The organism is Kitasatospora sp. NPDC089913 (assembly GCF_044748625.1).
GTDB lineage: Bacteria > Actinomycetota > Actinomycetes > Streptomycetales > Streptomycetaceae > Kitasatospora.
The window spans coordinates 223608-243208 of sequence record NZ_JBIVGI010000001.1 but is presented as its reverse complement, the minus strand read 5'-3'; the positions used below and the strand labels follow the sequence as shown (position 1 = coordinate 243208).

Genomic DNA, 19601 nt, shown 5'->3' with positions numbered 1-19601 from the left:
CCGGCCGTCCGGCTCGGCGACGGAGGTGGGCCGACCGACTCCGCGACGGAGGCAGGCCGGCCGGCTCAGCGGCAGAGGCAGGCCGAGAGCAGCTCCGCGAAGCTGACGTCCTCCCGGGCCACCCCGAACACCTCGGCGCGCAGCAACACCCGCTCCGCCCAGGCCCGGTGGGGCTTCGCCTCGTTCATCTTGTTGGTGTACGCCGAACGCAGCACCCCGCCCCCGCCGCGCTCCTGCTGGAGGATGTCGTGGGCGTCGCTGTACTCCTCGTGCGTGACGACGGAGAGCGCGTGGACGGCCGGCACATGGCTGGGGTGGATGCAGGTCTTGCCCAACAGGCCGTTGGCGCGGTCGAGTTCTATCTCGCGGATGAGCCCGTCCAGGTCGTGCTCGATGATCCGGCGGCGGACGGCCTCGCGCGAGGGCTCGGCCTCCGCGAACGGGGTGCGGCGCAGCTGCGGCTTGAACATCCGCTCCTGGACCGGGAAGTACTCCCAGACCGGGCCGGTGACGGTGAACCCGGTGCCGTCGGCGCGGCCGAGCACGTTCACCACGTCGCCGATCACCGAGGCGACCAGCGCCACGTCGTACGCGGTCAGGTCGGGCGAGCGGCGCAGGCCGTACGCGGAGCAGAGGTCGGTGACGCCGAGGCGGACGGCGAGGACCCGCTCGCGGTGCTTGTCGAGCAGCCTGGCTATGCCGAAGAGCTGGTCGCGGCGGGTCTCCAGGTGGGCGAGTTCGGGCGATTCCAGTACCGGCATCGCGAACAGCCGGCGCCCGGTGGCGGCCTCGGCGGCGGCGAGCGCCTCCAGGAAGTCGCCGCCGGTGTCCTCGGTGAACTTCGGCAGGACGAAGCCGGTGAGCAGTCCGATCGCGGGTCCGAGCCGGCCCGCGAGGTCGGTCAGCTGCGCGGGGGTCCGCACCCGGACGAAGAGAAGGGGAAGATCCTGTGTGCAACCGGTGGAGATTCCGTCCGGACCGACACCCTCCGTCACGGTGGTCCCGACACCCTCCGTGACGCCGGATCCGCCACTCTCCGTGACCTCCGCCCAGAGCTCGCCGAGCCGGGCCACCAGGTTGGCCTCGGCGTCCGGGACCTCGTGGTCCGCGATGGCGTCCTCCAGGCAGAGCACCATCGAGACGACGCCCTGCCCGGCCTGCTTGCGGATGTCCGTGCGCAGGGTGGGCCGGGTGGCCGGGCTGTAGAGCGTGGCACCCAGCGCGGTGGCGAGCACGGCCGCCGCGCTGTCGGCGGTGAACTCCCCGGGAGCGCTGAGAAAGAGCCGGTCGCGGACGTCGTCCGCGAGGTGGCCGAAGTGGCGCAAGGTGCTCTCCTCAGGAGGTTCGGCCGCCGGTCCGGCGGAGGCGGGGAAGTACGGGGAACAACGGGGAAGGGCGGTGTCGACACCCGGCCCGGCCCCCCGGTTCAACCCGCTCGACGGCCGTGGTGGTTCCCGGTCCGGCCCCGTCCGGTCACCCTCGTCCGGCCAGGAGCCCCCCGCCCACCCATCGTACGGACGGTGCCGGGCCGTGGAGGGTTCCGAAACATCGAATTCTCGGAAGGTTACCGTCCACTTCACAAAGCGCAAGCATTGGCAAAGTCCCACCACAACGCCTCCTCCGGTCACGTTGTCCGAAGGGGTGGCGAACAGGCAGGATGGTCGGCTATGACGCACGTGATGGCCAAGGGCGCCAACATCGCACTGCCGGTGGCGGCTGTCCGCGCCGTGCTGCGCTGGAGCGCCACGCCCGGTGCGCCGGACGTGGACGCCTCCGCGCTGCTGCTCGGAACCGGCGGCAAGGTCCGCTCGGACGCCGACTTCGTCTTCTACAACCAGCCGCGCCACCCGTCCGGCCTGGTGCGCCACCTGCCCAAGCAGCAGACCTCCGGCGGCGGTGAGATCACCGACACCGTCGAGGCCGAGCTCGGGAAGCTGCCGGCCGAGGTGGACCGGGTGGTGCTGGCCGGCTCCTCCGAGGGCGGCACGTTCCGGTCGGTGAGCGGGCTGCGCCTGCTGCTGTTCGACGCCGCGGCCGGGGACGGCGCGCCCGCGCTGGCCGAGTTCGCGATGGCCGACGGGGACGAGGTGACCGCGCTCGTCGCGGGCGAGCTCTACCGCCGGGCCGGCGCCTGGAAGTTCCGCGCGGTCGGCCAGGGCTACGCGTCCGGGCTGATCGGGCTGGCCACCGACTTCGGCATCACCGTCGAGGACGAGGGCGACACCCGGGCCGGGGCCGCCGCCGGCCCGCCCGCGGGCGACCCCCGGGCCGCCGTGCCCGACCCCCGGCCGGCCGGCCGCCCCGAGCCGGGCACCTTCACCCTGGCCCCGGCCGTCCCGCAGCCCCCCGTCCCGCAGGCACCGGCGACCACCCCGGCCGCCGCGCAGGCCGGTGGCGCGCAGGCACCGGCCGGCGTCCCGGCCGGCACGCCCCCGCCGCCGCCCAAGCCGCCGACGGTGCCGCCGAACCTCCCGCCCGCTCCGACCGCGCCGCCGGCCGGGCGCCCCGGTTACGGCTACCCGCCCCCGAACACCGCGCCGCAGTCACCGCAGCAGGGCGGCTACGGCTACCCGCCGCCGGCCCCGCGCCCGGGCTACGGCTACCCCCAGCAGCAGCCACCGGCACCCGCCCCCGGCTACGGCTACCCCCAACAGCAGCAGCCCCAGCAGCAGCCGGGCTACGGCTACCCGCCGCCGAACACCGCGCCGCAGTCGCCGCAGCAGGGCCACCAGGGCCGGCAGGCCGCCCAGCCTCCCGTCCCGCAGCAGCCGGCCCCGCCCGCCGAGGAGTTCGCGCTGCCCCCGCAGGGCCCGCAGTTCCAGCCGCGCTGAAGCCGCCCAGTCCCGCCCCGCCCCGCTCCGCCCCGCGCGACAGCGAGAACCACGCCCCCGGAGGCGTCCGCCCCGGTCTCACTCCGACTTGTACCCGCGCTGCCACTGCATCCCGAAGCCGTACAGCCGGTCGATGTCCGCCTGGAACCCGTTCACGTACCGCACCTCGCGCCGCACCGTGAGGGTGTTGTCACCGGTGTTCTCGATCAGCACCACCGCACAGGAGCGGGCCGCCGGCGCCCGCTCCTCCAGGTGGACCTCGATCCGCGGCCCGGACTGCGGCACGATCGTCACCACCGCGTTGGTCTGCTCGAAGGCCGGCGTGCCGTCGTAGATGTACACGAAGATCAGCAGCCGCTTGAACTGGTCCTTCTTCTCCAGGTTGACGTACATCGTCTCGCCGGACGGCGCCCCGTACTGGTCGTCACCGCTGAGCTTGATGTACGGCGGGTTCCGGAGGTCACCGAAGAAGCCGCCCAGCGGCTGCACCACGCCCCGCTTGCCGTCGGTCAGCTCGTACATGCAGGCCAGGTCGAGGTCCACGTTGACCTGGGCGTTCTGACTGGAGTCCGGCTCCATCGGGCTGAGGATGCGGGGGCTGAACACCCGCCGCAGGGAGTCCCTGGCGCTCGCCCTCGGGGCTCCTATCCGGGTGGTCCAGTGCAGGTTGACGTAGAGGTAGCCGGTGGTCGCCGCCGCACCGGTGATCGCGTGGTGCGGCGAGGACTTGGTCAGGGTGACCTTGAACTGGCCACCCGGGTCGAGCGTGTTCCGCTCTCCGCGCAGGTACTCCCAAATCGAGGCCATGCCGTCCTCCCCCAGCCGCGCCAGCCGATCTGACGGTCCGCCGCTCCATGATCGGGCATCAGCCCGCCCGCGGGTACCCGAAGTCCCCTACCCGCAGCCGCCCTCCGGACACCGGCCGGACACCGGCGGGTCGATTGGCGGGGCGAAGCTCACCTCCCGTACCATGCGGCCACTTCGGACGCGATATCGTCTAGCCGCACAGGTGTCCCGCCCGCCCGCCCGGGTGCGTCGGCGCACCCGTCCGACGACGACGCTTAGTCAGGCCCGGTCCCGGGGACGGATCCTGATCATCGTGTCGCACTTGAGACCTTTGTCCCCTGCGGAAACCCGAGGCCCGACCCGCAATGAACCTGACCTCCATACAGCTGGTCTGGACCGTCATCGGCGGTGTAGCCCTGCTGTTCACCGCCATCCTGGTGGCGACGCTGCGCTTCAAGAACAACAACCGGAAGGACGAATCCAGCGACTCCTGGGAGCGCAGCGAGGAACGCCGCCGACGCAAGGAGATGGTCTACGGGATCTCCTCCTACGTCCTGCTGTTCTGCTGCGCCGGCGTCGCGGCCGCGCTCTCCTTCCACGGCCTGGTCGGTTTCGGCAAGGAGAACCTCGGCCTCTCCAACGGCTGGGAGTACCTCGTCCCGTTCGGCCTGGACGGCGCCGCGATGTTCTGCTCGGTGCTCGCCGTCCGCGAGGCCAGCCACGGTGACGCGGCCCTCGGCTCCCGCCTGCTGGTCTGGGTGTTCGCGGTCGCCTCGGCCTGGTTCAACTGGGTGCACGCCCCGCGCGGCATGTCCCACGACGGCGCCCCCGAGTTCTTCTCCGGCATGTCGATCTCGGCCGCGATCCTCTTCGACCGCGCGCTGAAGCAGACCCGCAAGGCCGCGCTGCGCGAGCAGGGCCTCGTCCCCCGCCCGCTGCCGCAGATCCGCATCGTCCGCTGGCTGCGCGCACCCCGCGAGACCTACGCCGCCTGGTCGCTGATGCTGCTGGAGAACGTCCGCAGCCTGGACGAGGCCGTCGACGAGGTGCGCGAGGAGCGTCAGGCGAAGCTGGACGCCAAGGTGCGTGCCCGCAGCGCCGACCGCCGCGAGCGTGCCGAGCTGAAGGCGATCTCCCGCCAGTCCGGCGGCATGCTGTCGCGCAACCGCGCCGGCCGCCAGGTCCCCGCCCTCGCCGCTGCCGGAGACGGCCCGAGCGCTTCGGAGCCTGCCCTAGCCGTTGAGGCCGACGCCTTCTCCTCCCGCACCACCGGCTCGCTGCTGGACTCCGCCCCGCTGAGCGCCTTGGAGACCCGTCGCTCGCGCGGCTCCGAGTCGGCCTCGGGCTCGTTCTCCTCGTCGGGCTCGTCCTCGAGGCTCTCGTCCTCGACGACGGCCTCGTCCTCGTCGTCCTCCTCGTCCGCCTACCGCTCGACGGTGGACCTGACGCCGGACGACGACACCCTGTCGATGCCGAAGCTCGACTCCCTGGAGCGCAAGCTGCGCGCCATCGAGCAGCAGCTCGGCTGAGCAGCGGCGACCGCCGCACGCAGAACGCGGACACCGGGAGAACACGGACACCGGAACGCGGACACCGGAAACGCCGAACGGCCGTTCCCCACTCGGGAGGAACGGCCGTTCGGCGTTTGCCGGGAGACCGGCGGGACGGGCTGGACGGGCGGAACCGGCAGGACGGGCCCTAGCTGTCGCTGCCCACCAGTTCCCGGTCCCCGCCGTCGGCACCCTCCCGGCGGTTGCGCAGGACCGACGAGCCGAGCGCGAGGCCGATGAAGGCGACGCCGATCAGGCCGGTGACGATCTCCGGGATGTGGTACTCGATGCCGACCAGCAGGATCACCGCGAGCGCGCCGATCGCGTAGTGCGCGCCGTGCTCCAGGTAGACGTAGTCGTCCAGGGTGCCCTTGCGGACCAGGAAGACGGTCAGCGAGCGGATGTACATCGCGCCGATGCCGAGGCCCAGGGTGATCTGGAAGATGTCGCTGGAGATGGCGAACGCGCCGACGACACCGTCGAAGGAGAACGAGGCGTCGAGCACCTCGAGGTACATGAAGAGGAAGAACGCGGCCTTGCCGCCCACCTGCACGATGGACTTGCCGGACTTCTCCTGCGCCTCCTCCTTCTCGGCCTCCTCCTCCAGGCCCGCCTCGAACACCGAGGAGAGGCCGTTCACCGAGAGGTAGGTGACGAGACCGAGCACGCCTGCGAGCAGGACCGTCTCGGCGTGGTCACCGGCGAAGAAGTTGGCCGCCAGCAGCAGGGTGACCAGGGCGACGACGGTGGAGAAGGCCTCCAGCTTGCCGACCTTCTCCAGCGGGCGCTCGATCCAGGCCAGCCAGTTGTAGTCCTTCTCCTCGAAGATGAAGTCGAGGAAGATCATCAGCAGGAAGACGCCGCCGAAGGCCGCGATGGCCGGGTTGGCCGCTTCCAGGTACTGGCCGTAGGTGAGGCCCTCGTAGGTCTTGTCGCTGTGCAGCGCGAGGTCGACGACCGTGGCCGGGTTGAGGTGCGCGGTGAGGCCGACGACCAGCAGCGGGAAGATCAGCCGCATACCGAACACGGCGATCAGCACGCCGACGGTGAGGAAGATCTTCTGCCAGTACGGGTTCATCCGCTTCAACACCGTGGCGTTGACCACCGCGTTGTCGAACGAGAGGGAGATCTCCAGGATGGAGAGGATCAGCACGATGCCGAATCCCTCGGCTCCCCAGAGCAGGCCGGCGGCGATCAGCCCGAGAATGGTGATCGCGAATGACCAGCCGAATGTGCGGAGGAACACGGGACTTGGTTACCTTTCGGGTTCATGGCGTCGACGAGGGTCGACGTTCGCCGGGACGCGTCCGGCCGCGCCGGGGCGCCGAACGGGACGATCGCGGCGGTGAGGGCCTTTACTGTACGTTTACGCCGAAATCGAGGGCAATGCCCCGCAGGCCCGAGGCATAACCCTGGCCCACCGCGCGGAACTTCCACTCACCGGCGTACCGGTACAGCTCGCCGAAGATCATCGCGGTCTCGCTGGACGCGTCCTCGGTGAGGTCGTAGCGGGCGATCTCCTGACCGTCCACCGAGTTGACCACCCGGATGTAGGCGTTGCGGACCTGGCCGAAGTTCTGCCCCCGGTTCTCGGCGTCGTAGATCGACACCGGGAAGACCACCTTGTCGACCTGCGGCGGCACCAGGTCCAGGTTGACCAGGACGACCTCGTCGTCCCCGTCGCCGTCACCGGTGAGGTTGTCGCCGGTGTGCTCGACCGAGCCCTCGGGGCTCTTGAGGTTGTTGTAGAAGACGAAGTACTCGTCGCCCAGCACCCTGCCGCCGGAGCACAGCAGCGCGCTCGCGTCGAGGTCGAAGGGCGCGCCGGTCGTCGACCGGGCGTCCCAGCCGAGACCGATCTGCACCTGCGTCAGATTCGGCGCGGCCTTGGTGAGCGAGACATTGCCACCCTTGGCGAGCGTGACACTCATTGGCGGTCCTTCCTCCCTTGCCTCCCGGGGCGCATCTCAGGTCTATTCCCCCGCGACCCCGGCCGGCCCCTTCCGGCCGGCTGAACTTTCCTGAACTCCCATCCTTCCAGTGCGGCCGAGCGGGTCGTAGCCCGGGCACGGCAAACCCCGCGCCGACACAAGGCGAACGGCCGGGGCGGCCGCCGACGCTCTCGCGTCCGCGGCCGCCCCGGCCGTGGTTCACCAGGGGGCCGTCACCGGCCCCGCCCCGTCTCAGACGTTGACGCCGAAGTCCTGGGCGATGCCGCGCAGGCCGGAGGCGTAGCCCTGGCCGATCGCGCGGAACTTCCACTCGGCACCGTTGCGGTACAGCTCGCCGAAGACCATCGCCGTCTCGGTGGAGGCGTCCTCGGTGAGGTCGTACCGGGCCAGCTCCTTGTTGTCCGCCTGGTTCACCACGCGGATGAACGCGTTGCGGACCTGGCCGAAGTTCTGCGAGCGGTTCTCGGCGTCGTAGATCGACACCGGGAAGACGATCTTCTGCACATCGGCCGGCACGGTCGCCAGGTTGACCTTGATCGCCTCGTCGTCGCCCTCGCCCTCACCGGTGAGGTTGTCACCGGTGTGCTCGACCGAGCCGTCGGGGCTCTTCAGGTTGTTGAAGAAGACGAAGTTGCCGTCCGCGCCGACCTTGCCCTGGTCGTTGCAGAGCAGAGCGCTGGCGTCCAGGTCGAAATCCGTGCCCGTGGTGGTGCGGACGTCCCAGCCGAGGCCGACCAGTACGGCGGTCAGGCCGGGGGCCTCCTTGGTGAGCGAGACATTGCCGCCCTTGCTCAGGCTGACACCCACTTGTCCTCCAAGATTCGGGAGGCACTCCTCGGTGCCCCCGTGGTGCGGTCCGAAGCTCCGGCGGCGAACCGTCCCGAGCCTCTGACCAGCCAACGGACCGATCGTAGTGCGGGGTTCCCGTCCGCGCCGGGGAACCGTGCGGTCCCGGTGCCCCGCGATGCTCCCGAGCGCGCCGGGGAACCCTGCGGTCCCGGTGCCCCGCGATGCTCCCGAGCAGGCCGGGGAAGCCGGCGGGCCGGGTGCCCGCAGGGCTCAGAGCGCGCCGAGGGCCGCCAGGTACTCCTGCTCGTCACGGGCGTCCGGCAGGCCGTTCACGACGCTCCAGCGGACCACACCGGCCTTGTCGATCACGAAGGTGCCACGCACGGCGCAGCCCTTGGTCGCGTCGAAGACGCCGTAGGCGCGGGAGACCTCGCCGTGCGGCCAGAAGTCGGAGAGCAGCGGGAAGTCCAGGCCCTCCTGCTCGGCGAAGATCCGCTGGCTGAACGGCGAGTCGTTGGACACGCCCAGCACCTGGACCTCGTCGTTCTGCAGCCGCGGCAGCTCCTTCTGGATCGCGCAGACCTCACCGGTGCAGACACCGGTGAACGCGAACGGGTAGAAGACCACGACGACGTTCTTTGCGCCCCGGAAGTCGGAGAGCCGGACCAGCTCGCCGTGCTGGTTCTTGAGCTCGAAGTCCGGAGCCTCGGTGCCGATCTCGATGGCCATGCGGTGACCTTTCCCACTCGACGCGACTGGGCCGCGCGGGTGACGCGGCGAGCGCCATCCTCGCATTCGCCGAGGTCGGTTGAGCCGGACGGGTGAGGGCTGCGCCGTCCGGGGCCACCGCTTTCGCCCTGGGCGAACGGTTCGGCCGTCCGGGTTCCGGCGCCCTCCGGACGGCCGTCCGGGAAAACGGACCGGGCCCCGCCGGAGGGAGGCTCCGGCGGGGCCCGGTGGGGCCGTCCCTGGCAGGACTCAGCGCTTGGCCGGCTTGGCCGTCGACTTGGTCGCCAGGCGGGTGGCGGCCCAGTCCTTGGCGATCGCGATCGAGCTGGTCTGGGAGAGGCCCGCGGTCTTCGCGGCATCGGCGATGTCCGAGGCCTCGATGTGGCCGTCACGGCCGGTCTTGGGCGTCAGCAGCCAGATCAGGCCGCCCTCCGCCAGGTATTCCAGGGCGTCGACGAGGGAGTCGGTGAGGTCTCCGTCGTCGTCGCGGTGCCACAGCAGGACGGCGTCTGCGACGTCGTCGTAGTCCTCGTCGACAAGATCGGTCCCGGTGATCTCCTCGATGCCCTCGCGGAGGTCCTGGTCACTGTCTTCGTCGTACCCCAGCTCCTGGATGATCTGGCCCTCGTCGAAGCCGAGACGGGCTGCCGGGTTGGACTTGTCCGCGGGGTCCGCGGTCGCGCTCACGGGAATAACCTCCAGTATTCGGCCCGGCGTCCATGCCGGGGCTGTGGCCGTAGTCCACACGGGCGCGGCGGTTCGCGCAAGTACCCGACCCCCGATCCCCTCCAAAGGTTGACGTGTCGCAGGGGGACACGCCGGGCGACGTGTCGGGAATCACACCGATTTGCCCTTCTCTGCACAAGACAAGGATGCTTCGGGAGGTCCCGGTCCACAGGCCGTACGCACGCCCGAGATGCGAACAGCATTCGGGTCCGCGCGTACGCGGGCGTAGAGTCTCCTGTTGGCCCTCACCCCGCCCGTCCGCCATCGGACGGACGGGAAACCAGGTCGGACCACCTCTGTTCGTAACACCCGGGGGTGTGCGGCACGGACGACGCTGTCCGAACCGCACATCGCCAGACCGTTCCTTCTGTTGGGCGGAACGGTTACCGATCGGTAGAGATGACGGATCTCCGAGCGCGGTAGCACGATGGAGGCGGCGCGACACACCTCAGTTTCGACCGACAGTGAAGGAACAGCGTGGCTTCCGGATCCGATCGCAACCCGATCATCATTGGCGGCCTTCCGAGTCAGGTCCCGGACTTCGATCCCGAGGAGACCGCGGAATGGCTGGAGTCGCTCGATGCGGCCATCGACGAGCGGGGGCGCGAGCGTGCCCGTTACCTGATGCTGCGGCTGATCGAGCGCGCCCGCGAGAAGCGTGTCGCCGTGCCCGAGATGCGCAGCACGGACTACGTCAACACCATCGCCACCAAGGACGAGCCGTTCTTCCCCGGTAACGAGGAGATCGAGCGCAAGATCCTGAACGCGACCCGCTGGAACGCCGCGGTGATGGTCTCCCGGGCGCAGCGCCCCGGGATCGGGGTGGGTGGCCACATCGCCACCTTCGCCTCCTCCGCGTCGCTCTACGACGTCGGCTTCAACTACTTCTTCCGGGGCAAGGACGCCGAGGGCGAGTCCGGCGACCAGATCTTCTTCCAGGGTCACGCCTCCCCCGGCATCTACGCCCGCGCGTTCCTGCTGGACCGGCTCACCGAGCAGCAGCTCGACGCCTTCCGCCAGGAGAAGTCGAAGGCCCCCTACGGCCTCTCCAGCTACCCGCACCCGCGGCTGATGCCGGACTTCTGGGAGTTCCCGACCGTCTCGATGGGCCTCGGCCCGCTCGGCGCGATCTACCAGGCCCGGATGAACCGCTACCTGGAGCACCGGGGCATCAAGGACACCTCCGACTCGCAGGTCTACGCCTTCCTCGGCGACGGCGAGATGGACGAGCCCGAGTCGCTCGGCCAGCTGTCCCTGGCCGCCCGCGAGGGCCTGGACAACCTCACCTTCGTGGTCAACTGCAACCTGCAGCGCCTCGACGGCCCGGTCCGCGGCAACGGCAAGATCATCCAGGAGCTGGAGTCGCAGTTCCGCGGCGCCGGCTGGAACGTCATCAAGCTGGTCTGGGACCGCAGCTGGGACCCGCTGCTCGCCCAGGACCGCGACGGCGTCCTGGTGAACAAGCTGAACACCACGGTCGACGGCCAGTTCCAGACCTACGCGACCGAGACCGGCGCGTACATCCGCGAGAACTTCTTCGGCGGCGACCTGCGGCTGCGCAAGATGGTCGAGAACATGACCGACCAGCAGATCCAGCACCTGGGTCGCGGCGGCCACGACCACGCCAAGGTCTACGCGGCGTTCAAGGCGGCCCGCGAGCACAAGGGCCAGCCGACGGTCATCCTGGCCCAGACGGTCAAGGGCTGGACGCTCGGCCCCAACTTCGAGGGCCGCAACGCGACCCACCAGATGAAGAAGCTGACGGTCGAGGACCTGAAGCGCTTCCGCGACCGCCTGCACCTCCCGATCACGGACAAGCAGCTGGAGGAGGGCTACCCGCCCTACTACCACCCGGGCCGTGACTCGGAGGAGATCCAGTACATGCACGACCGCCGCAAGGAGCTGGGCGGCTACGTGCCGACCCGCAAGGTGCGGCCGCGGCAGCTGGAGCTCCCGGGCGACGACGCGTACAAGGCGGTCAAGAAGGGCTCCGGCAACCAGACCATCGCCACCACCATGGCGTTCGTCCGGGTGCTCAAGGACCTCATGCGGGACAAGGGCATCGGCAACCGCTTCGTGCCGATCGCGCCCGACGAGTACCGCACCTTCGGCATGGACTCGCTGTTCCCGTCGGCGAAGATCTACAACCCGCTGGGCCAGACCTACGAGTCGGTCGACCGCGACCTGCTGCTGGCCTACAAGGAGTCGCCGACCGGCCAGATGCTGCACGACGGCATCTCCGAGGCGGGCTGCACCGCCTCGCTGATCGCCGCCGGCTCGTCCTACGCCACCCACGGCGAGCCGCTGATCCCGGTCTACGTCTTCTACTCGATGTTCGGGTTCCAGCGCACCGGCGACCAGTTCTGGCAGATGGCCGACCAGCTGGCCCGCGGCTTCGTGATCGGCGCCACCGCCGGCCGCACCACGCTGACCGGTGAGGGCCTGCAGCACGCCGACGGCCACTCGCACCTGCTGGCCTCGACCAACCCCGGTGTCGTCGCGTACGACCCGGCGTACGGCTTCGAGATCGCGCACATCGTGCAGGACGGTCTGCGCCGGATGTACGGCTCCAGCGCCGAGCACCCGCACGGCGAGGACGTGTTCTACTACATGACCGTCTACAACGAGCCGATCAAGATGCCGGCCGAGCCGGAGAACGTGGACGTCGAGGGCATCCTCAAGGGTCTGCACCGGTACGCCCCCGGCACCGCCGGCCAGATCCCGGCCCAGATCCTCGCCTCCGGCGTGGCCGTGCCGTGGGCCCTGGAGGCGCAGCGGATCCTGGCCGAGGAGTGGAACGTCAAGGCCGACGTCTGGTCCGCGACCTCCTGGAACGAGCTGCGTCGCGACGCGGTGGAGGCCGAGGAGTTCAACCTGCTGCACCCCGAGGAGCAGCAGCGCGTCCCGTACGTGACCAGCAAGCTCCAGGGCGCCGAGGGCCCGTTCGTCGCCGTGTCCGACTGGATGCGCGCGGTGCCGGACCAGATCGCCCGCTGGGTGCCGGGGCAGTACCAGTCGCTGGGTGCCGACGGTTTCGGCTTCGCCGACACCCGCGGCGCGGCCCGTCGCTTCTTCCACATCGACGCGCAGTCGGTCGTGCTGGGTGTGCTCACCGAGCTCGCCAAGGAGGGCAAGATCGACCGCAGCGCGCTGAAGGACGCGATCGACCGCTACCAGCTGCTCGACGTGGCGGCGGCCGACCCGGGCGCCGCGGGCGGCGAGGCCTGAGCGCCCCGCTGATCCCCTGAGGGGCCGGTCCCCCCGCCGTGTGCGGGGGGACCGGCCCCTCGCCGTTCCCCGGAGCGCTCCGGCTGCCTCTTAACCTTCCCGAGAGTCACCCTTAAGGTGTCCCCGAGGGGGCGAGGGGAGGGGGCCGGGTACCGTGCGCGCACCGAGGACGGGGGCCTTCCCCCTGGCGTTGCTGGTCGGAGTGACGACCGGCGCACTGCTGTCCCAGCTGCTGCCCGCGCCGGAGGAGATCGGCGGGCCGTCGGTGGCCCTGCCGGCCGCCTCGGACCGGGCCGTGGTCGAACTGGTGCCGGTACCGGTGCCGGCGGCGCCGGGAACCGTGCCCGGACCGGCCGAGCCCTCCGGGTCCGCCGCTCCCGGCGGACCGGCGGGTCCCGAGGCGACCGCGACCGACCCGGCCGCGCCGCGGACCGCCCCGGACGGCGCCGGACCGGCCGCGTCCTCTCCCGGCTCTCCGGGCACTCCCGCCGCCCCCGGCACCCCGGCCGGGCCGCCGGCGCTCGGGCTGGTCGCCGCCGAGGTCCCGGCGGGAAGCTCCGGCCCGGCCGCGTCGGCACCGCCGTCGGCGCAGTCCCCGGACCGGTCCGGGCCGACCGCCCCGGCCACCGCGCCGTCCGCGCCGTCCACCCGCCCGCCCGCGACCACCGCCCCGCCGACCGCGGGAAGCACCGCCGGAACCGCCGCCGGAACCGGTGACGCCGGGGCCGCCACCACGGTCCCCGCCCCGACCCGGCCGCCGACCGCCCCGCCGGCCGGTGGCAGCGGCGGGGGCGGCGGCCATTTCGGCCCCAGCCAGGTGCTGCCCGCGCCCAGCCCGTCCGCCACCCTCTCCGAGGAGGAGTACTGGCGGCGGGCCGAAGCCTGCTGGGCCGCCGCCGAGACCGACCCGACGCTGGACTGCCCCACCTCCTGACGCCGCACGGCCGCTCCCCAGACCCGGAAGGCCACGGGCCCCGACCCGGTAGGCCACCGGCCCCGGAACGCCACCGGCCCCGGACCGTGGGAACGGTCCGGGGCCGGCGCCCGGCGGGGGCGGGGGCTGCTCAGATGTGGACGGCGGGCCCGGCCTCGGTGGTGCCGCGGCGGGTCAGCAGTCCGAGCACGGCGGCGGCGAACGCGACCACCGAGGCGACCGCGAACGCCAGCGACATGCCGCTGACGAAGGAGTCGTGGACGGCGCCGGCCATCGCGTCGACCACCTGCTGCGGGGTCCCGGCCGGGGCGGGCGGGGCGAAGCCGAGCTGGGCGGCCTGGTTGAGTCCCTCGGCCTGGGCCGGCTCGACCGGGGGCAGCCCGGCCTTCGCCCAGTTGCCGGGCAGCACGTCGGTGACCTTGGCGGCCATCAGCGCGCCCAGCACGGCGGTGCCGAGGCTGCCGCCGACCTGCATCGCGGCCTGCTGGAGGCCGCCGGCGACACCGGACAGCTCCAGCGGGGCGTTTCCGACGATGACCTCGGTGGCGCCGACCATGACCGGGCTGATGCCCAGGCCCATCAGCACGAACCAGAGCGCCATCACGCCGTTGCCCGACCCGGAGTCCAGGGTGGACATGCCGAACATCGCGGCGGTGGTGATCAGCATGCCGGCCACGATCGGGATCCGCGGGCCCAGCTTGCCGATCGCGATACCCGCCACCGGCGAGCCGATGATCATCATGCCGGTCATCGGCAGCAGGTGGACGCCCGCCTGGACCGGCGTCATGGCGTGCACGTTCTGCAGGTAGAAAGTCACGAAGAAGATCGCGCCGAAGAAGGCGAAGGCCATCAGGGCCATCAGCAGGACGCCCGCCGACAGCGGCACCGAGCGGAACAGCGCGAGCGGGACCAGCGGCTCGCGGGCCTTGCCCTGCCAGAGCGCGAAGAGCACCATCAGCACCACCGCGCCGCCCAGCAGGAGCAGCGTGGAGGCGTCGCCCCAGCCCCACTCGGGGGCCTTGATGATGCCGAAGACCAGCGCGAACATCGCCACCGAGAGCAGCACGATGCCCGGGATGTCAAAGGACCTGGCGGCGTTCTCGGCCCGCACGTCCTTGAGGATCCACAGGCCGAGGCCGAGCGCCAGCAGGCCGACCGGGATGTTGATGAAGAACACCGACTCCCAGTTGACGTGCTCGACCAGCAGGCCGCCGACGATCGGGCCGGCCGCGGTCGAGGCGCCGATCACGCCGCCCCAGATGCCGATCGCCATGTTGAGCTTCTCGGCCGGGAAGGCCCCGCGGAGCAGGCCGAGCGCGGCCGGCTGGAGCAGCGCGCCGAACAGGCCCTGGAGCACGCGGCAGGCGATCACGGTCTGGATGTTGCCGGCGAAGCCGATCGCGGCCGAGGTGGCGGCGAAACCGACCGCGCCGACCAGGAAGGTGCTCTTGTGGCCGAACCGGTCACCGATCTTGCCGGCCGTGATCAGGAAGACCGCGAGGGCCAGCAGGTAACCGCTGGTCACCCACTGGATCTCGGAGGGCGCGGCGTTGAGGTCGGCCTGGATCACCGGGTTGGCGATGGCGACGATCGTCCCGTCCAGGGCGACCATCATCACGCCGACGGCGACGGTGAGCAGGGTCAGCCAGGGGTGTCCCTGGAGGCTCCTCCCACCCGGTGAAGTGCCGGACGGCGGCGTGTCCGCCTCGGCGCTCTTGGTGAGGGACTGACTCATCTGGGCCCTCCGGGGCTGACTGCGGACGGACGTGGTCGTGGCGCCCCGGCCCACCCGTCCCCACGAGTACCCGGCCCGACGGGCGCCACTCCGGCAGATTATGTCAGCAGCTGACATTCGGCAAACACTGTCTTCTGCCACTGCCTGCCATTTGTCAGAGGGCTACAGTAGCCTCCGGAACACCAGCCGAATCACCCAGCCGAACCACCCCTCCGGAAGGCGCCCGCCATGGCCGCTCAGCCCGCTCCTCCCGCCGCCCCGGAGCCCGGGCTCCGCGCGCGGAAGAAGCAGCGCACCCGGGACGCCCTCATCGAGGCCGCGCACCGGCTGTTCCTCGGGCAGGGCTTCGCCAGCACCACCGTCGACGAGATCGCCGCCGCGGTCGACGTCTCGCAGCGCACCTTCTTCCGCTACTTCGCCAACAAGGACGAGGTCGCCCTCGCCGTCCTCGCCGAGGCCGAGGACCACTTCATCGAACTGCTGCGGGCCCGCCCCGCCGAGGAGGGCCCGCTCCGGGCGCTGCGGGCCGCGATCGTCGGCTCCTGGCGCGAGCGCGGCTCCGCCCACCCCACCGGACCGTGCTCGGTGACCGCCGCGCTGGAGCTCATCCGGATGATCGAGGACACCCCCACCCTGCTCGCCGCCCACCTGCGCCGGGTCGCCGAGCAGGAGCGCGTGGTGATCCGGGTGCTCGCCGAGCGCGAGGGCCTCGACCCGGCCGAGGACCTCCGGCCCGCCGTCCTCGCGGCCGCGTTCGGCGCCGTGCTGCGCGCCGCCCACCTGTCCTGGACCGCCGACCAGGAGGACATCGGACCGGAGGGCATGGTCGCGCTGATCGACCGCCACCTGGACCAGCTCGGCCCGGCCCTGGTCGGCGACTGGCGCTCCTGAGCCGCCCGCCCACCCCCTACCGGGGTACTACGCGGGACCCGGGACCTCGGGGGGACGCCCGGCGGCCCGGCCCGCCCTAGGCTGACCGGATGATCGAGCCGTCCCCCGGGCCCGCCCCGACCGGTCCGGTGCGCGCGCTGCTCGCCCCGCTGACCCGCCCCTCCGCGGACCACACCCCGCTGCTCGGCCACGCCGCGCGCCCCTGGGTCCGCCGCCTCCCCCAGCTCGCCGCCGTGGCCGCGATCGCCTCGCTGCTGCCCAGCGGGATCAACGTGCTCAGCAACGACTACGGGATCTCCGGCGGCCTGGCCGCCGCCCTCTCGGTCGCCCAGACGGTGCCGCTGCTGCTCGCCGTCACCCGGCCGCTGCCCGCCTGGTGGATGATCGGCGGCGCCGACCTGCTGACCGCGCTGGCGGTCCTCGTCGTCGGCACCGGCCCCACCGGCCCCTGGCCGTGGCCGCCTCCCGTCCTGGTCGGCTACCTCCTGCTGATGCTGACGCTGGCGCTGCGCGAGCCCCGCCGGACGCTGGTCGCGGTCTGGCTCACCACCGCGGCGGCCGGCCTGACGATGTCCTTCCTCGGCTTCACCGACCGGTTCGGCGGCGACAACAACCTGCTCGCCACCGCCCTGGCCGGCGCCGTCCTGGTCCTCGGCGGGGCACTGCGCGAACGTGCCGAGGCCGCCCGGCGGCTCGCGGAGCAGGAGCACATCAGCGAGGCCGAGCGCGAGCGCCGCACCCTGCTGGAGGAACGCGCCCGGATCGCCCGCGAGCTGCACGACGTGGTGGCCCACCACATGTCGGTGATCGCCGTGCAGGCGGCCAGCGCGCCGTACCGGATCGCCGGGGTCCCGGACGAGGCGGCGGAGGAGTTCACCGCGATCGCCGGAACGGCCCGCGAGTCGCTGACCGAGATGCGGCGGCTGCTCGGCGTGCTGCGCAGCGAGGACTCCGGCGCCGAGACGGCGCCCCAGCCGGGCATCGGCCAACTGGCCCAGCTGGTCGACACGGTGCGCCGGGCCGGGGTGGCGGCCGAACTCGCCGTCGACCCGGGGCTGACGGACGACGCGCTGCCGCCGGCCGTCGGCCTCTCCGTCCACCGGATCGTCCAGGAGGCGCTGGCCAACGTGGTCCGGCACGCCCCGGGCGCCAGGGCCTGGGTCTCGCTGACCGTCGACGAGGGGTCCCTGCTGGTCACCGTGGTCAACGCGGCCCCGCCCGAGCGCACCGGGTCGCTGGAGGGTTCGGCCGAGGGCACCGGCCACGGGCTGGTCGGCATGCGGGAACGGGTCCGGCTGCTGGGCGGGCGGCTGGACACCGGCCCGCTGGCCGACGGCGGGTTCCGGGTGGCCGCCGTGCTGCCCGTCGACGGTCTGACGGATACTCGGTCGCAGGACAGCCGGCCGAGCGGCACCGCGTCCCCCGATCCGGACGGGACGCCGGCCGGGCCGTAGCGCGCCCCGGGGAGAGCACCGTATGACCATCCGCGTGATCATCGTCGACGACCAGGCGATGGTACGGGCCGGATTCGCCGCCCTGCTGGGCGCGCAGAGCGACATCGACGTGGTGGGGGACGCGGCGGACGGCGCCCAGGCCCTGGAGGTGACCGGCCGCACCCACCCGGACGTCGTGCTGATGGACGTCCGGATGCCGGTCATGGACGGCCTGGAGGCCGCCCGGCGACTGCTGGACCCGGCGGTGCCCGGCGCCCACCGCCCCAAGGTGCTGATGCTCACCACCTTCGACGTCGACGACTACGTCTACGAGGCGCTGCGGGCCGGCGCCAGCGGCTTCCTGCTCAAGGACGCTCCGCCGGCCGACCTCATCGCCGCCGTCCGGGTGGTGGCGGCCGGCGAGGCGTTGCTCGCACCCTCGGTGACCCGCCGGCTGATCGAGGACTTCGCCCGCACCCGGCCGGCCCGGCGCCGGGACCCGAAGCTGCGGCTCAACGGCCTGACACCGCGGGAGACCGAGGTGCTGGAGCTGATCGCCCGGGGCCTTTCCAACCAGGAGATCGCCGCCGGGCTGGTCCTCGCCGAGCAGACCGTGAAGACCCACATCGGCCGGATCCTGGCCAAGCTGGACCTGCGCGACCGCGCCCAGGCCGTGGTACTCGCCTACGAGTCCGGCCTGGTGACCCCCGGGCAATGACGCCTCCCCCCGGCCCGCGGTGGGGTTCTCCCCCGGGGGAGAACCTCCTGATACCCGGGTAGCACAGGGGAGTTGGCCCCGCGGTGTGACGTCCGCAGGGCCGCCCCGCTCCTACCGTCCCCTCCTGTCGAAGCCGAAACGGCCCGGGAGGGAACGGACATGGGGAAGCAGCGGATCCGGCGCGCACTGGCGGCCGCCACGCTGGCACTGGTCGCGGCACTCGGCGCGGGCGGCTGGGCCGCCGGCGGCGAGCGGGCGGTGACCGGGCCGCCGCCCGGCAGCACCGAGTGGCTCGCCGACACCACCCTCGGCCTGCCGCTGCCGGACCCGGCCACCGCCCGCCCCGCCGAGGTGGCCGCCTTCTTCGCCCGGCTGCCGCCCGCCGCCCGGGAGGAACTGGCCGTCCGCCATCCGCTGGTGGTCGGCAACCTGGACGGCGCGCCCGTCGAGCTGCGGCTGCGGGCCAACACCCGGGCGATCGCCGCCGAACGCGACCGCGCCGCGGCCCGGGCCGTCGACCCGGCACTCACCCCGCAGGACCGCGCCGACGCCCGGGAGCGCGCGGAGCGCTGCCGCACCCTGCTCGACGGATCGGCGCCCGGCGGTCCGCGCCGGTTCCTGGCCTTCGACCCGCGCGGCCGGGGCCTGGTCGCCGAGGTGTCCGGCGACCTCGCCACCGCCGGACGGGTCGCCGTGGTGGTCCCCGGCTCCGACATCGACCTGCGCACCTTCGACCGCGCAGGCGACCCCTACGGCACCCCCGCCGGAATGGCCCGCGCCCTGTACGGGGCGACCGGCGGACGGACCGCGGTGATCGCCTGGGCCGGCTACACCACCCCGCTCGGGCCGGGCCCGGACGCCGCCACCGAGCGGCTGGCCCGGGCCGGCGCCGGGAGGCTGACCCGGCTGCTGGACGGACTCGCCGTCAGCACCCGCCCGGACGCCCCGCCCACGGTGTTCTGCCACAGCTACGGCTCGGTGGTCTGCGGGCTGGCCAGGCCGGGCCCGGACCTCACCTCCGGTGTGGTGGTGCTCGGCTCACCCGGCCTCGGCGTCGACTCGGCCGCCGAGCTCGACCCGCGGGTCCCGCTCTGGGCCACCACCCGCAACGACTCCGACTGGATCGGCCGGGTGCCGTTCGTCCGGCTGCTCGGCCTCGGCCACGGCGCCGACCCGACCGACCCGGCCTTCGGCGCCCGGCCGCTGCCGTCCACCGGCTCGCACGGCCACAGCGGCTACTTCGCCCCGGGCACGGCCTCGCTGGCCGCCTTCGCCGGGCTCGCCCTCGGCCGCTGAACC

Annotated in this window: 15 protein-coding genes and 1 pseudogene; 8 read left to right on the top strand and 8 right to left on the bottom strand. The window is 72.4% G+C overall.

Translation table 11 applies throughout. From position 1 onward, the window contains the following. Positions 1–65: 65 nt before the first annotated feature. On the bottom strand, positions 66–1325 hold the full coding sequence (locus ACIPYS_RS01095) for an HpcH/HpaI aldolase/citrate lyase family protein (RefSeq protein WP_093862175.1): 1260 nt from the start codon (positions 1323–1325) through the stop codon (positions 66–68). A 342-nt stretch (positions 1326–1667) separates the two neighbouring features. Here ACIPYS_RS01095 and ACIPYS_RS01090 point away from each other — a divergent pair, with 342 nt between their 5' ends. Beyond that, entirely contained in the window at positions 1668–2831 is a 1164-nt protein-coding gene (locus ACIPYS_RS01090; RefSeq protein ID WP_400741624.1) for a TerD family protein, read from the top strand. A gap of 78 nt (positions 2832–2909) precedes the next feature. On the opposite strand, the gene ACIPYS_RS01085 is transcribed toward ACIPYS_RS01090, so the two are convergent. Further along, entirely contained in the window at positions 2910–3638 is a 729-nt protein-coding gene (locus ACIPYS_RS01085; protein ID WP_173862128.1) for a Tellurium resistance, read from the bottom strand. A gap of 344 nt (positions 3639–3982) precedes the next feature. Between ACIPYS_RS01085 and ACIPYS_RS01080 the strand changes: the two genes are divergently transcribed. Further along, entirely contained in the window at positions 3983–5146 is a 1164-nt protein-coding gene (locus ACIPYS_RS01080; protein WP_400741621.1) for a DUF2637 domain-containing protein, read from the top strand. A gap of 169 nt (positions 5147–5315) precedes the next feature. On the opposite strand, the gene ACIPYS_RS01075 is transcribed toward ACIPYS_RS01080, so the two are convergent. The 5 genes from ACIPYS_RS01075 to ACIPYS_RS01055 all read right to left on the bottom strand — a co-directional run bounded on the left by ACIPYS_RS01075 (position 5316) and on the right by ACIPYS_RS01055 (position 9324). Next, positions 5316–6413: a DUF475 domain-containing protein gene (locus ACIPYS_RS01075; RefSeq protein WP_093862172.1), complete on the bottom strand. Its 1098-nt coding sequence runs from the start codon at positions 6411–6413 to the stop codon at positions 5316–5318. Between the two features lie 109 nt (positions 6414–6522). Next, positions 6523–7098, bottom strand: coding sequence for a TerD family protein (locus ACIPYS_RS01070; RefSeq protein ID WP_093862171.1), 576 nt, complete (start codon positions 7096–7098; stop codon positions 6523–6525). A 252-nt stretch (positions 7099–7350) separates the two neighbouring features. Next, positions 7351–7926 carry a TerD family protein gene (locus ACIPYS_RS01065; protein WP_030395854.1) on the bottom strand — a complete coding sequence of 192 codons (576 nt, stop codon included), beginning with the start codon at positions 7924–7926 and terminating at the stop codon, positions 7351–7353. A 252-nt stretch (positions 7927–8178) separates the two neighbouring features. Beyond that, the gene (locus ACIPYS_RS01060; RefSeq protein ID WP_093862170.1) at positions 8179–8637 is read right to left on the bottom strand and encodes a peroxiredoxin; all 459 of its coding nucleotides are present in this window, start codon (positions 8635–8637) and stop codon (positions 8179–8181) included. 249 nt (positions 8638–8886) lie between these two features. Next, positions 8887–9324 (bottom strand): DUF3052 domain-containing protein, encoded by a 438-nt coding sequence (locus ACIPYS_RS01055; protein ID WP_030395852.1) that lies wholly within the window; start codon positions 9322–9324, stop codon positions 8887–8889. A gap of 516 nt (positions 9325–9840) precedes the next feature. Here ACIPYS_RS01055 and aceE point away from each other — a divergent pair. Then, positions 9841–12591, top strand: a complete 2751-nt coding sequence (gene aceE, locus ACIPYS_RS01050; protein WP_093862169.1) for a pyruvate dehydrogenase (acetyl-transferring), homodimeric type — start codon at positions 9841–9843, stop codon at positions 12589–12591. Between the two features lie 154 nt (positions 12592–12745). Next, complete coding sequence (locus ACIPYS_RS01045; protein WP_159425001.1) at positions 12746–13525, top strand: hypothetical protein; 780 nt, start codon at positions 12746–12748, stop codon at positions 13523–13525. Between the two features lie 96 nt (positions 13526–13621). Here the strand turns inward: ACIPYS_RS01045 and ACIPYS_RS01040 are convergent. Beyond that, a pseudogene (locus tag ACIPYS_RS01040) lies at positions 13622–15260 on the bottom strand (MFS transporter); the annotation flags it as partial. Between the two features lie 228 nt (positions 15261–15488). Between ACIPYS_RS01040 and ACIPYS_RS01035 the strand changes: the two are divergent. The 4 genes from ACIPYS_RS01035 to ACIPYS_RS01020 all read left to right on the top strand — a co-directional run bounded on the left by ACIPYS_RS01035 (position 15489) and on the right by ACIPYS_RS01020 (position 19598). Next, positions 15489–16151 carry a TetR family transcriptional regulator gene (locus tag ACIPYS_RS01035; protein ID WP_093862166.1) on the top strand — a complete coding sequence of 221 codons (663 nt, stop codon included), beginning with the start codon at positions 15489–15491 and terminating at the stop codon, positions 16149–16151. Between the two features lie 89 nt (positions 16152–16240). Further along, positions 16241–17605, top strand: a complete 1365-nt coding sequence (locus tag ACIPYS_RS01030) for a sensor histidine kinase (protein ID WP_400741613.1) — start codon at positions 16241–16243, stop codon at positions 17603–17605. Between the two features lie 22 nt (positions 17606–17627). Next, positions 17628–18302 carry a response regulator transcription factor gene (locus ACIPYS_RS01025; protein ID WP_030395846.1) on the top strand — a complete coding sequence of 225 codons (675 nt, stop codon included), beginning with the start codon at positions 17628–17630 and terminating at the stop codon, positions 18300–18302. 159 nt (positions 18303–18461) lie between these two features. Next, on the top strand, positions 18462–19598 hold the full coding sequence (locus ACIPYS_RS01020; RefSeq protein ID WP_400741611.1) for an alpha/beta hydrolase: 1137 nt from the start codon (positions 18462–18464) through the stop codon (positions 19596–19598). Positions 19599–19601 lie beyond the last annotated feature (3 nt).